We start from the raw sequence: 13,251 nt of genomic DNA, 5'->3' as shown, positions 1-13,251 counted from the left end.
CCGTGTCGTTGGCGTCCTGGTGGGCACCACCTGTCAGGATCGGACCATGTCCCGTCGCCGCCCCGCACCGTCCCGCTCCGCAGCCGCCCTCGGGCTCGGGCTCGTCCTGACCATGGGCCTCGCCGCCTGCTCGGGCGATCCCGCACCGACCCCGACCCGGTCGCCGAGTGCGTCGGCGACCCCGCGCGCGACCCCGACGACCCAGCCCGCGCCCTCGACCCCGGCCGCGACCGGGACACCCACCGACGGCGGCACGGGAGCGTCCACCGACGGCGGAGCGACCGGCGCCCCGACGGACGGCGACGCGCCGACCGACGGTTCGGGGACCGGCACCGGCAACGGCAGCGGTGCGGGGGCGCCGGCCTCCGTCGACTGGTCCACGGTCACGCAGCAGGGCATCGCGGCCGCCGGTGGCGGATCGGTCGTCTCGATCGCCGGGTCCGGCGACGATTGGACGGTGGTCGTGGTCGGGCCCGACGGCTCACGGACGCAGTCCGTCGTCTCGGTCGCACTCGGACGTGTCACCTCCGGTCCGTTCCCGAAGGACTCCGACGCCGCGACGAAGGCTGCGGACGCCGCCCGGGCCGCCGCAGCCCGCGTGGACGCCGAGACGGCCGTCGACCGGGCGCTCGCCTCGGCGTCGGGGGCGTCGCTGCGCGCACTGGCCCTCGGCGGGACCGCCGCTGCGCCCGTGTGGAGCGCGACCCTGTCCGTGGACGGGGCGACGAAGCGCGTGCGGGTCGACGCGGTCTCGGGCGCCGTCGCTGCCGGCTGACCCCGGGGGCTGAGCCGCCGGACGCATCGGTGACCAGCTCCCTCGACGCCGACCGACCGGGCGGCTACGCTGGCCGCGCGCGGGGTCAGGGCCGCGCATCGAACTCGACAGGGAGAGCACATGGGGATCCGACCGGCCCGACGGGCGTGGGCAGCACTGGCAGGGACGGTCGTGACGGGGGTCCTGCTGACCGCCGGACCCGCTGCGGCCGGCGCCGCCGTCGTCCGCTCCGATCCGACCGCCGCGACGGCGCCGACAGCGGCAGCCACGACGGCACCGGACCCGACCGCCACGACCGCGCCGGACCCGACCGCACCGGACCCGACCGCGACACCGGATGCGGCTCCGGGCGCTCCGGCCCCCGCGCCCGGCGACGTGAGCGGGAGCGGCAGCCCGGACCCGTCCGTCGCGGTGATGGACCAGGCCGGCGACCACGCCATGGGTGCGAGCATCGCCGCGCACGCAGCAGCCACCGGCGCGGCCACCGGTGTCGGCGCCGGCACCGGCCGCGCCGACGCCTCGGCACTGCGCGCGACGGCCGCGGGCGGGCCGCCTCCCGGACGCGTCCAGGGGATGGACGTGAGCGCCTGGCAGCCGGACGTCGACTTCCGGAAGGCACGCGCGGACGGCGCGCGCTTCGCCTACATCAAGGTGACCGAGGGCGTCACGTACCAGAGCCGCACCTACGTGAAGCAGTGGGAGGACGCGAAGGCGGCGCGGATCATCCGCGGCGGCTACGTGTACGCGCAGCCGAGCCAGGCGAGCGGCGCGGCGACCGCCGACTACTTCTTCCGGTCGCTGGGCGGCTGGAGCCCCGACGGCTGGACGCTCCCGCCCCTGCTCGACATCGAGTACGGCTCCGCCGCACAGGGCACCTGCTACGGCATGGGCTGGGGCGAGATGCGCGCGTGGATCAAGGACTTCTCGAACCGCGTCCACGACCGCATCGGCCGGTACCCCGCGATCTACACCACGACCGACTGGTGGAAGCGGTGCACGAACAACAGCAACCAGTTCTCGCAGAACCCGTTGTTCGTCGCGATCTACCCGGTGCACGACTTCACCACCCCGGGCACCCTGGGTCGGAGCTGGTCGAAGTGGACGTTCTGGCAGTGGTCGGCGAGCGGCGTGTTCCCGGGCGACCAGGACGTCTACCGCAACACCGTCACCATGCTCAAGACGTTCGCAAAGAAGCGGAGCTGACGGCCGGTCAGAGCGCTTCGCGGAGCGCCTGCGCCTTCCGTTCGACGACCTGCTCCAGGCCGTCCGCGTACTCGGCGAGCGCCGCACGCACCCCGTCGTCCGTGGTGCCGATGATCCGCGCCGCGAGCAGACCGGCGTTCGCGGCGCCGTTGATCGCCATCGTCGCGACGGGGATGCCCGCCGGCATCTGCACGATCGAGAGCAGGGAGTCGAGCCCGTCCAACCGCGCGAGCTGCACCGGCACGCCGATCACGGGCAGCGTCGTGAGCGACGCCACCATGCCGGGCAGGTGCGCGGCGCCGCCCGCTCCGGCGATGACGACGCGGATGCCGCGGCCCGCGGCGGCACGCGCGAAGTCGACCATCTTGTCGGGGGTGCGGTGCGCCGAGACGACGTCGGCCTCGAACGGGATGCCCAGCTCACCGAGGATGTCGGCGGCGGCGCGCATGGTCGGCCAGTCCGAGTCGGACCCCATGATGATCGAGACGAGCGGAGCGGCGGCGGTGGTGTCGGTCACGGCACGAGCCTAGCGGCGGCCGAGGACGACCTCGCGGCTCAGCGGACCACCAGCGTCCGGCACCGGAGCTCGCGGTCACCGCCCGCACCGATCCCCTGCACGGAGACGCACACGGAGCGCTTGCCGCTCTTCGCGGCGAACGTCCCGGCGAAGCCGTGGCGCGGCCCGACGCCGTAGGTACGGTCGACGTCTGCCCGCCGTCCCGACGCCTCGAGACGGACGGGCGCGCGCCCGTCGACGGACACCGACACGGTCACCGGGCGGTCGGTGGCGTCGCGGTCGAACGCCCACCCCGTGATGCGCGCCTGCCCCCGCGCCGGGGAGCTCAGGACCCGGATCGTCGCGGACGGGGCGGCCGCGGGGACGGACACGGTCCGGCAGCTCGTCGCCGCGGTGCCGGTCGCGGTGCCGTCGACCCGGGCGCAGACCCGGTGCCGACCCGCGCCGGCGGGCACGACGGCCTCGAAGCCGTGGCGCTGACCGAGCGCCCCGGGCAGGACGGGCTCGGACCGTGTCAGGTCGGCCACGGCGGTGCGGACGGGCCGGTCGTCGACCAGCAGGGTCACGGGGACCGAGGTGGTCGGCGCGTCACCGTCGTACGCCCATCCGCTGACCGCGACGCCTCCCGGTGCCACGACGGCACGGGCGGTGGAGACCACCGGCCCGTGCGCGAGCACCGTCACCTGCTCGCACCCGAGCTGCCCGACCGTGGTCCCCGTCGCACGGACGCAGACCTCCCGCAGGCCGGCGGGTGCCGCGACCGTCACGTCGTAGCCGTGCGCCGCGCCCACTCCGTAGGACCGGTCGACGTCGGCCCGCGGACGGTCGGCGACGGCGGCCGTCCCGCTCGCGGACACCCCCGCTACGGCGACGGGCGCGGCCGGTGCGCCGTCCACCGTGACGTCGACCGTCAGGGACCGTGCCGGGTCCTGACGGTCCGCCGCCCACCCCGTCACGCGGACCGTCCCGGCCGATCCGGTGACGTCGTCCAACGCGCCGAGCACGGTGCTGCTCGTCGGCAGGTCGAGGGCGGCGTTCGCCACGAGGGCACGAGCGTACGCGGCGTACCACCGGCCCGCCGCGGGCCCGCCGTTGCAGGTGCCGTCGCTCGCGCCCGGCGTCTTCACCCAGAGCAGGGCGTCCAGCGCCGTGCCGTCCGACGCGACCCGCGGGGTGGCGCCGAGCCCGGCGCCGGGGGCGTTGCACCAGGTGCCGCGCCAGCCCTGCCCGCTGCGCGAGGTGTCGATGACGTAGTGCGCGCCTCCCGTCAGGGCGGACACCCGTTCGGCGTACGCCTGTTCCTGCGCGACCGGGTAGTAGTTCGCGACGTTCGTCGAGAACCCGCGCGCACGGTCGACGCCGGCCCGCTCGAGCCGCGCGGCCATGGTCGACGGTTGCACCCAGTTCGAGTTGCCGGCGTCGAGGTACGCCGGGACGCCTGCCGCCGTGAGTGCCGTGACGGTGCGCGAGAGGATCCGGTAGCGCTGCTCGTCGAGGTCGGTCGTGCACCGGGCGTTGCTCAGCATCGCCAGCGAGTCCGGCTCGACGACGACGGCGGCCCGCTTCCCGGCGAGGCGCGCGACGACCTGGTCCACCCAGGCGTCGTAGGTCCGTTCGTCGAACCCGCCGGCCGAGTAGCCGCCGCAGTCGCGGTCGGGGATCGCGTAGAGGACGAACACGGGGGTGGTGCCGGCGGAGGCGCCGCCCGCCGTCGCGGTGTCGATCGTCCGCGCCAGGGTCGGGCCGGTGGTCCACTCCCCGAGCCAGGTCGCGACGGGGTACTGCGCGATGACGCTCGCCGCGCGGGCCCCGGCAGGGTCGGAGGACGCGAGCGCCGCTGCGGCCCGTGCCGCTTCGCTCGTCGGCGACAGGTACTGTCCACCGCGGTAGAGCTGCGCCGCGGTGGCGTCGCGGACGTCGGTGGCCGCCGACGCCGGCGTGCCGCTCAGCAGGGCCGTCAGGGTGAGCACGCGGGCGGTGACGGCTGTGCACACCACGGTGGTGCGGGTGCGACGACGCGCGGGCGGGGCGGTTCGGTGGGACACGGCACTCTCCGGGACACACGGGCACGGACCATCCCATGGAAGCCCCGGGACCGCCGTCGGCGCAGTTCCCAGACCGGGTGGCACCCGAGCGGGTGTCGGTCGTCCAGCGGACCGCCGCGGACGCGGGTCCGCCCCTCCGGACGGGAGGCACGACCCACCGCCGCCCCGCTGCCGACCGCCGTCCCGGGGCAGGCCGACGCCGTGCCCCGGCCCAGGGTCGGGCCGCGTCGGTCGTGCCCGGTCGTGTCAGTCGTCGAAGTGCGCGGCAGCGGCGCGGGCCCGGTAGACGACGTCGTCGACGTCCTCACCGAGCACCGTGACGTGACCGACCTTCCGACCGGGGCGCGGGGCCTTGCCGTAGAAGTGGTACTTCGCCTCGGGGAACGCCTCGAGCGCGGCCGGGTACCGGCCGGCGAGGTCGCCGTCCACCGGGCCGCCGAGGACGTTCACCATCACTGCCGCCGGCGCGTGCATCCCGGTCGTGCCCAGCGGCAGGTCGAGGACGGCGCGCAGGTGCTGCTCGAACTGGCTCGTCGTCGCGCCGTCGATCGACCAGTGACCGGTGTTGTGCGGACGCATCGCGAGCTCGTTCACGAGGATCCGCTGGTCGGCGGTCTCGAACAGCTCGACCGCGAGCACACCGGTCACACCCAGTTCCTCGGCGATCCGGACCGCGAGCGACTCGGCCTCGTCTGCGAGCCGACCAGCGGCGGCCGGTGCCGGGGCGATGACCTCGGCACAGACACCGTCACGCTGCACGGTCTCGACGAGCGGCCAGGCCACGACGTCCCCGGAGGGTCGCCGCGCCACGGACTGCGCGAGCTCCCGCGTGAACGGCACGAGCTCCTCCACGAGCAGTGCCTGGTCCCCGCCGAGCTCGGCGACCGCGGTGAACCAGTCGTCGACCTCCGCGGGGTCGGCCACGACCCGGACACCCTTGCCGTCGTACCCACCGCGCGGCGTCTTCACGACCGCTCGGCCACCGTGGTCAGCGAGGAACGCCGCGAGCTCGGAGCGGTCGTGGACGGCGGCCCACTCGGGCACGGGCACGCCCAGGGCGCTCAGCCGTTCCCGCATCTCGATCTTGTCCTGGGCCACGGCGAGCGCGTCCGGCCCGGGATGCACGGCGACGCCCGCGGCCACGAGCGCGCGGAGGACGTCCTGGGGCACGTGCTCGTGGTCGAAGGTGACGACGTCGACCCCGCGTGCGAAGGCGAGGACGGTCTCGGCATCGTGGTAGTCGCCCTCGGCGGTGGCGGCGATCGCGGCGGACATGCCGGGCCCCTCCGCGAGGACGCTGATCTCCAGGCCGAGCTCGACGGCCGCGGGCACCATCATCCGGGCCAGCTGTCCTCCGCCGACGACTCCGACGCGCAATGCCATGCTGTGTGTTCCTTCCGCTGTTCCGGACATGGTCGACACGACCGCTCGACTACACTCTTGCGAGGCCGATCGTCGATCCGCCCCGTTCCGACCGCTGGCCGGTCCCGGACAACTCTACGGACTCAGGAGACCACGTGCGGCGACTCATCGCACAGCTCGCACGCTTCGGCGTCGTCGGGGCGTTCGGCTTCGTCGTCGACCTCGGGGTCTTCAACCTGCTCCGCGCCACGGTGCTCTCCCCCGACGAGGTCCACAGCGGGCCCTTCTGGGCGAAGGTCGTCTCCACCACCGTCGCGATCTTCGTGAACTGGATCGGCAACCGCTACTGGACCTTCCGGCACCAGCGACGGTCGGTCGCCGCGAAGGAGGGCTTCGAGTTCGTCGTCGTCTCCCTCGGCGGCATGGTCATCTCGCTCGGCTGCCTCGCCGTGTCGCACTACGTGCTCGGCTTCACGTCCGCCCTCGCCGACAACGTGTCCGGCAACGTGATCGGCCTCGGGCTCGGCACGGCGTTCCGGTTCTGGCTGTACAAGGTGTGGGTGTACCACCCCGATCGCGTCGAGCAGGAGTCCGCTCGGCGCTCGGACCCGACGCCCGAGGCGGTCCGCGTCCCCGAGGCCTGACACCGGTGGACCCCCGGCACCGTCCCTAGGATGGTCCGGTGACGACGACCGGACGCCGAGACACCCTGCCACCCACCACGCGTCGGGAGCGCGTCGCCGTCGCCGTCGTCACGGTCGCCTTCGGCCTGTGGCTGCTCGTCTGGGCGCTCGTCGTGCCCGTGTTCCAGGCCCCCGACGAGACCGCGCACATCGACGCCACCGTGCACCTGGCGATCGGGGCGCCCTGGGTCGCGCCCGGCGAGATGCACGTGCTCAACGCGGTCCAGGCCGCGGCCGCGCAGCAGACCACCGTCCCGAAGTCGGAGTGGTCCGACTTCGCGGAGCTCCTCGGCGGCGCACCCGGTGAGTCGAGCACCGTCGACCAGATGACGCAGCACCCGCCGACGGCCTACCTGGTCGGCGCGCTCGCGCTCAAGGCCGTCCACTTCGCCGATCTCCGGTGGGACCACGCGGTCCTCGTGTTGCGACTGGTCGACGTCGCCGCGGTCACGTTCCTCCCCCTCCTCACCTGGGCGTCGGTGCGTCGCGTCACCCGGTCGCCGCGCGCCGGCCTGCTCGGTGCGCTGGCGCTGTTCGCCGTCCCCCAGCTCGCCTCCATCGCGTCCTCGGTGTCGAACGACGCACCCGTGATGCTGTTCGCCGCCGTCGTCGTGTGGCTCGCCGTCCGGCTCCTCACCGGCGACCACCGGTGGCGGACGACGCTCGGCCTCGGGGTCGCACTGGGCGCCCTCATCTGGATCAAGGGGACCGGGCTCCCCGCGATCCCGTTCGTGGCGCTCGTCGTGCTCGTCGCGGGCAGCGGCGTGGTCACCCTGCGGGCTCGCCTGGTGCGCACGGTCGCGACGCTCGCCCTCGCCGCCGCGATCGGCGCGTGGTGGTGGCTGCACAACATCGTGGCGTACGGCCGCGTGCAACCCAACGGCTACACCGCGATGCGGCCGCCGAAGGACTTCCCGCCCGGGGAGCACCCGACACTCGGGCACTTCCTCGACGTCAGCTGGGGCACCCTCGCCAGGACGTTCTGGGGCAGTCCGGGCATCAAGGCCCAGGTCTCGATCGGTGACGTGCTGACGAGCCTGTTGACGATCGTCGCGCTCGTGGTCGTCGTCGTGTTCGCCTTCCGTCGCGCCCCGGAGCGCCGCGTGGTCGCGGTGGTGGCCGTCTTCCCCGCGCTCCTCATCGGCATCCAGACGTACACGAGTGCGCACGCCTACCTGACGACGACCGAGGTCGCGGCGACGCAGGGGCGCTACTACTTCCCCGCGATCGTCTGTCTCATCGCCGTGAGCGCGGTCGCCTGGCGTCGGCTCGCCGCCGGTCCCGTCGCCCGCACCCGGACGGCCGTCGGTCTGGCGGTCGCGCTGCCCGTGATCGGCTTCTACGGCCTCGGCGTCGTGTCGAGCTGGTTCTGGAACGCCGCGCGGTTCCCGGTCACGCCCGCCGGGGTCGCCCGCTACGTGGCCCTCGGGCCCGTGCCCCCGGCGGTCGTCGCCGTCCTGGTCGTGCTGGTGCTCGTCGGGGTGGTCGCGACGGTCGTCCAGGTGGTGCGGATGCCCGCCCCTGCGCGCGTGGCGGACCGTGACCGGGTGACGACCGCCTGACCCCTCCTGCCGCGGACGGTGCCACAACGGCAGGGGCCGGACCACCGCGGTGGTCCGGCCCCTGCCGTTGCTCCTGCGTCCTGTCGACCGGTCCGTCTCAGTGGCCCGGCGCGGGCTCCGCACCGGCGGGGTCGACCTCGTCGGGCCCGCTCCGCTTCGAGAACCACGTCGGGACGGCAGCGACCAGCAGGAACAGCCCGTCGACCGCCAGGCTCCACACGCGGGTGACGACGACCACGACGAGCGCGATCGGTCCCGGCATCACGAGTCCGAGCAGGAGCGCCTGCACGCCCTCCCGGACGCCGAGGCCGCCGGGGGCGAAGACGGCGAGCATGCTGATCGCCGACGCCATGCTGGCCGCGCCGATCACGAACGCGGCGTCGGCAGGACGCAGCGACGGGTAGACCGCGAGCGTGATGAAGTAGTACGCGGTCCCGGACAGGACCGCACCGGCGACGTAGAGGCCGGCGCCGCCGAGCACCGTGCCGAGGCTCGGAGCGACGTCGGGGTCGAGCGCCGGCCGGCGGAGGATGCGCAGGGCCGTGCTGATGAGGAAGACGAAGACCTTCGGGATGAGGCACACCACGCACCCGACGAAGGCGACGACCATGAGCGCGATGATCCACGGGTCGAGCTCGTGCGTCCGCGGGTCGACCAGCAGCAGCACGAGTGCGAGCGCGAGCGTGGCGGCGATCTGCAGGGCGCCTTCGAGCAGCCCGCTGACACCGAGCCGTGCGCGGGAGACACCGTGCTTCGACGCGAAGTAGACCTTGCCGATGATCCAGGTCGCGGCGCCCGGGATGTACCGGCCCATCCACGACTTGGCGTAGACGAAGGTCAGCGCGACACCGCTGCCCCGCAGGCCGGTCGCACCGAGCCGCCGGAGCAGGAAGAACCAGATGCCGACGCCCCAGTACCGGAAGCCGAGGCTGATCGCCGTCGCGACGGCGACCCACCACCAGTTCCAGCGGATCCCGGCGAGCTGCCCCCAGTCGACGCTGCGGACGTAGAGGAAGAGGAAGACCGCGAGGAGGACGTAGAAGACGATCGGGACGGCCCGTCGCAGCACACGCTTCGCCGTCGGGCTCAAGCCACGCCCTCGGTCCCGCGCGCGAAGTCGGCGTGCAGGGCCGTCGTCATGCGCTCCACGCCGTCAGCCAGGTCCGCGACGACACGGTCGCGGTGCTCGTCGAGGTCCTCGAGCGAGGCGACGACGTCGGCGACGAAGGTCGGCGTGAGGGCGTCCTCGATGGGACGGGCGTAGCGCTGCTGGCCGATCTGCTCGAAGAACAGCCGCCCCTTGTCGACGTAGTAGAGGACGGTGGCCGGCACGCCCGCGATCGTCGCGACGATGGCCGAGTGCAGGCGGCTCGCGATGAAGAGGCGGCTGCGCGACATGAGGCCGGCGTACTCGGCGGGCGAGAACTCGTCGGCCTCGACGACGTGGGCGCGGTCGCCGTGCCGCATCTCGGCGATGACCTCGCGCGCGAACGCGGCGTCCCCCTCGGACGCCTCCATGTGCATCGGGTAGAAGACCACGTCGGCGTCCCAGCGCTCGACCACGGTGTCGACCAGCTCCGCGAGCGCCCCGCGGTAGGTCACGAGATCGGCGGACTCCGCGTGCGCGCGTCGGAGCGCCTTCGGGATGAAGCGGAACGGGATCCAACCGCTGCGCTTGTAGTGGAACCAGCGGCGGACGCCGATGCCCACCGAGCCCCGGAGTCGGTCGGCGGTGAGCCCGGTGGTCCGCTCGAGGCGCTCGAGCACGGCCGCGTCCGGGGCGGTCACGGTCCCGACGACCGCGGGGTCGAAGGACGCGATCACGGGCGTCCGGACACCCCAGGAGCGCAGCTTCTCGCGCGATTCCTCGTCGCGGACGATGAAGACCTCGGTCAGGTCGACCGTCGCGCGGATCAGCCGCTTGCTGATGCCCGCCGACGTCGGTCCGATGCCCTGGAACGCGCCGACGACGTGCCGGTTGACGGCACGGACGAGCAGGAACTTCAGCAGCCAGTAGACCAGCCCGAGCTTGTTCGTGTAGTCCTTGAGGATCTCGCCACCGCCCCAGAGGACGACGTCGGCGGTGCGCGCCGCCCGCAGCAGACGGAAGAGGTCGCCGATGCCCGTGCTGTACGGCGACATCGGCAGGAATCGGATCCCGAACCACTCCCCGTCGCGCTCCGGGTACTGCGACAGCGACACGATCTCCGCACCCGGCCACCGACGGCGAGCCAGCTCGATGTTCCCGGCGAGGATCGCCCGGTCCCCTCGGTTGTGGGGCGAATCGCTATTGTGGATGAGTACGCGCACGGGTCTCCTGCTCCGGTCCTGCCGCGCCTGCGCACCGGTCGCGCCGCAGGCCCCGAGCAGCGTACCAACCCGAGCGGCGTCCCCGATCGACCGGGACCCGTCCGCCGATCCACCGTCGACACGGAAGGCCCCTCCTTGCCCGCACCCGCCCGCCCCGCCACCGGACGCCCGCGCCTGCTCGTGCTCGCCTCCACCTTCCCCGCGCACCCCGACGACGGGGTGCCCGCGTTCGTGCTCGACCTCGCACGGCAGGAGGCGGTCGAGTTCGACACCGCCGTCCTGACGCCGCGGGTCGCCGGCGCGGCCCGGTCGGAGACCATCGACGGCGTCCGCGTCCGCCGGTTCCCCTACTTCCCGCGTCGCTTCGAGGACCTGGCGGACGGCGCGATCCTGGACAACCTGAAGGCGGACCGGAAGCGTCTGCTGCAGGTGCCGGCGCTCCTGGTCGCGCAGTACCTCGCCGTGCGGCGTGCCGTCCGGGCGGCGCGGCCCGACGTCATCCACGCGCACTGGGCGATCCCGCAGGGCCTCGTCACGGCGCTCGCGGCACCCGGGGTCCCCCTCGTCGTCACGACGCACGGCGGCGACGTCTACGCCCTCCGCGCCGCGCCGCTCGTCCGGCTCAAGCGCTGGGTCTTCGGGCGCTCCGCCCACGTGACCACGGTCAACGACGAGATGCGCGACCGTCTGACCGAGTGGGGTGTCGACCCGGCGCGTTCGAGCGTCATCCCGATGGGCGTCGACCTCGCTCCTGCCCTCGCGGCACGACAGGACACCGCACGCCGACCGGGGCACGTGGTCGCGGTCGGTCGCCTCGTCGAGAAGAAGGGCTTCGGCAACCTCGTCGAGGCACTCCGGGGCATCGACGAGGTCGACTGGTCACTGACCGTCGTCGGCGACGGCCCCTGGCGCGAGCGCCTCGAGCGGCAGGCCGCGGGGTTGCCGGTGGAGTTCCTCGGCCAGCGCGGCAAGTCCGAGGTCCTCGCCACCCTGGCGTCGGCGACCGTCGTCGCCCTGCCCTCCGTCCCGGCCGCGAACGGCGACCAGGAGGGGCTGCCCGTCACGCTGCTCGAGGCGGCGGCGGTGGGCGCGGCGATCGTGGCGAGCGACCTGCCCGGCATCCGCGAGGTCGTCCGCGACGACACGTCGGGTCTGCTCGTGCCCCCGGGCGACGTGGACGCACTGCGCGCCGCGCTCGTGCGCGCGCTGACGGACGACGACGCCCGCCAGCGGTACCAGGACGGTGCCGTGGCGGCCGCGGCCGAGTACGCGACGGAACGCATCGGTGCGCGCTACCGCGACGTCCTCCGCTCGGCACTCGACCGGGCCACCGCCCCACGGGCCTGACCCGGACCGGGGGCCCGTCGCAGGAACCCGGTCGGACGACGGACGGCCGCTCCCCGAGGGGAGCGGCCGTCCGTCGTGATGGTCGTCAGCGGGTCAACGCCCCATGCCGCGGTACGTGAAGCCCGCGGCGGTCCAGGCGTCGCGGTCCAGGCAGTTGCGGCCGTCGATCACGACCGGCGACGCGACGAGCGGAGTGATCTCGGTCGGGTCGAGGTCGCGGAACGCCGTCCACTCGGTCAGCACCAGCACGAGGTCCGCGCCGGTCACCGCGTCGGTGGGCGACGCGACGTAGTCGAGTGCGGGGTGCAGACGACGGGCGGTCTCGATCGCCTCCGGGTCGTACGCCGCGACCGTCGCGCCGAGGGCGAGCAGCCGCGCCGCGATGTCGAGCGCCGGGGAGTCGCGCACGTCGTCCGAGTTCGGCTTGAACGCGAGTCCGAGCACGGCCACGCGCTTGCCCTCGACCGAACCGCCGAGCAGCTCCGTGGCGAGCTCGACCACGTGGGCGCGACGACGCAGGTTCGTGGCGTCGACGTCGGCGAGGAACGCCAGGGACTCCCCCACGCCGAGTTCGTCGGCGCGCGCCTGGAACGCACGGATGTCCTTCGGCAGGCACCCCCCGCCGAACCCGAGACCCGCGTTGAGGAACTTCCGGCCGATGCGGTCGTCGTGTCCGATCGCGTCGGCGAGCGCCGTGACGTCGGCGCCGGCGACCTCGGCGATCTCCGCCATCGCGTTGATGAACGAGATCTTCGTCGCGAGGAACGCGTTGGCGCTGATCTTCACGAGCTCCGCCGTGGGGAGGTTCACCACGAGGCGGGGCGTGCCGGCGGCGAGCGCCTGCGCGTAGACCTCGTCGAGCACGGCGACGGCGCGCTGACCGGCCTCGCCCTCGGGGACCCCGTAGACGAAGCGATCGGGCGAGATGGTGTCCTGCACGGCGAAGCCCTCGCGCAGGAACTCCGGGTTCCACACGAGCGTCGCACCGGGGACGGCCGACTCGACCTCGCCCGCGAGACGCGCCGCGGTGCCGACCGGCACGGTCGACTTGCCGACGACGAACTCGCCCGCCGACAGGTGCGGCGTGAGCGCGGCGACGGCGGCGTCGACGTAGGTCAGGTCGGCGGCGCCGGTCGGGCCCTGCGGGGTGCCGACCGCGAGGAAGTGCACGGTCGAGCCCGCGACCTCGGACATGTCGGTGGTGAACCGGATGCGACCGGACGACAGGGCCTCGGTCAGGATCTCGGGCAGTCCGGGCTCGAAGAAGGGGGCCTCGCCCGCGGCGAGGCGCTCGATCTTGGCGGGGTCGACGTCGACCGCGACGACCTCGTGTCCGAGCTTGGCCATGGAGGCGGCGTGCACGGCACCGAGGTACCCGCAGCCGATGACGGAGATACGCACGGGACGACGGTACCGGGTCCCCCGGGAATGCCCCAATCCCCGCGCG

General features: G+C 73.8%; 11 protein-coding genes. 5 read left to right on the top strand and 6 right to left on the bottom strand.

The window, feature by feature from the left end; all coding sequences use genetic code 11:
- Positions 1-46: 46 nt before the first annotated feature.
- Positions 47-775, top strand: coding sequence for a hypothetical protein (locus tag DEJ23_RS04225; protein ID WP_111238986.1), 729 nt, complete (start codon positions 47-49; stop codon positions 773-775).
- 120 nt (positions 776-895) lie between these two features.
- The gene (locus DEJ23_RS04220) at positions 896-1,978 is read left to right on the top strand and encodes a GH25 family lysozyme (protein WP_111238985.1); all 1,083 of its coding nucleotides are present in this window, start codon (positions 896-898) and stop codon (positions 1,976-1,978) included.
- A 7-nt stretch (positions 1,979-1,985) separates the two neighbouring features.
- Here the strand turns inward: DEJ23_RS04220 and purE are convergent, their stop codons facing one another.
- From purE to DEJ23_RS04205, 3 genes are all read right to left on the bottom strand, one after another.
- The gene (gene purE, locus DEJ23_RS04215; RefSeq protein WP_258375241.1) at positions 1,986-2,495 is read right to left on the bottom strand and encodes a 5-(carboxyamino)imidazole ribonucleotide mutase; all 510 of its coding nucleotides are present in this window, start codon (positions 2,493-2,495) and stop codon (positions 1,986-1,988) included.
- Positions 2,496-2,533: 38 nt separating this feature from the next.
- Positions 2,534-4,540, bottom strand: coding sequence for a glycoside hydrolase family 6 protein (locus tag DEJ23_RS04210; RefSeq protein WP_146240187.1), 2,007 nt, complete (start codon positions 4,538-4,540; stop codon positions 2,534-2,536).
- A gap of 246 nt (positions 4,541-4,786) precedes the next feature.
- Positions 4,787-5,953, bottom strand: coding sequence for a 5-(carboxyamino)imidazole ribonucleotide synthase (locus DEJ23_RS04205; protein WP_111239054.1), 1,167 nt, complete (start codon positions 5,951-5,953; stop codon positions 4,787-4,789).
- Between the two features lie 104 nt (positions 5,954-6,057).
- On the opposite strand from DEJ23_RS04205, the gene DEJ23_RS04200 reads away from it, so the two are divergent.
- On the top strand, positions 6,058-6,546 hold the full coding sequence (locus DEJ23_RS04200) for a GtrA family protein (RefSeq protein WP_111238983.1): 489 nt from the start codon (positions 6,058-6,060) through the stop codon (positions 6,544-6,546).
- 38 nt (positions 6,547-6,584) lie between these two features.
- The gene (locus tag DEJ23_RS04195) at positions 6,585-8,147 is read left to right on the top strand and encodes a glycosyltransferase family 39 protein (RefSeq protein ID WP_111238982.1); all 1,563 of its coding nucleotides are present in this window, start codon (positions 6,585-6,587) and stop codon (positions 8,145-8,147) included.
- Between the two features lie 97 nt (positions 8,148-8,244).
- On the opposite strand, the gene DEJ23_RS04190 is transcribed toward DEJ23_RS04195, so the two are convergent.
- Together DEJ23_RS04190 and DEJ23_RS04185 are read right to left on the bottom strand one after the other, a co-directional pair.
- Positions 8,245-9,237, bottom strand: a complete 993-nt coding sequence (locus tag DEJ23_RS04190; protein ID WP_111238981.1) for a lysylphosphatidylglycerol synthase domain-containing protein — start codon at positions 9,235-9,237, stop codon at positions 8,245-8,247.
- Entirely contained in the window at positions 9,234-10,457 is a 1,224-nt protein-coding gene (locus tag DEJ23_RS04185) for a polysaccharide pyruvyl transferase family protein (protein WP_181429103.1), read from the bottom strand. Before DEJ23_RS04185 ends, DEJ23_RS04190 begins: the two co-directional genes overlap by 4 nt.
- 135 nt (positions 10,458-10,592) lie before the next feature.
- On the opposite strand from DEJ23_RS04185, the gene DEJ23_RS15610 reads away from it, so the two are divergent.
- Complete coding sequence (locus DEJ23_RS15610) at positions 10,593-11,804, top strand: glycosyltransferase (RefSeq protein WP_181429102.1); 1,212 nt, start codon at positions 10,593-10,595, stop codon at positions 11,802-11,804.
- A gap of 93 nt (positions 11,805-11,897) precedes the next feature.
- Here the strand turns inward: DEJ23_RS15610 and DEJ23_RS04175 are convergent, their stop codons facing one another.
- On the bottom strand, positions 11,898-13,205 hold the full coding sequence (locus tag DEJ23_RS04175) for a UDP-glucose/GDP-mannose dehydrogenase family protein (protein ID WP_111238979.1): 1,308 nt from the start codon (positions 13,203-13,205) through the stop codon (positions 11,898-11,900).
- Positions 13,206-13,251: the final 46 nt, after the last annotated feature.

It is taken from the genome of Curtobacterium sp. MCSS17_008, from assembly GCF_003234185.1.
Lineage (GTDB): Bacteria > Actinomycetota > Actinomycetes > Actinomycetales > Microbacteriaceae > Curtobacterium.
This window is presented reverse-complemented; position numbering and strand designations above follow the sequence as displayed.

Bases quoted from the DNA above. Each gene is read 5' to 3' on its own strand.
- DEJ23_RS04220 (WP_111238985.1), top strand. From the start codon at position 896: ATGGGGATCCGACCGGCCCGACGGGCGTGGGCAGCACTGGCAGGGACG.
- DEJ23_RS04205 (WP_111239054.1), bottom strand. From the start codon at position 5,953: ATGTCCGGAACAGCGGAAGGAACACACAGCATGGCATTGCGCGTCGGA.
- DEJ23_RS04225 (WP_111238986.1), top strand. From the start codon at position 47: ATGTCCCGTCGCCGCCCCGCACCGTCCCGCTCCGCAGCCGCCCTCGGG.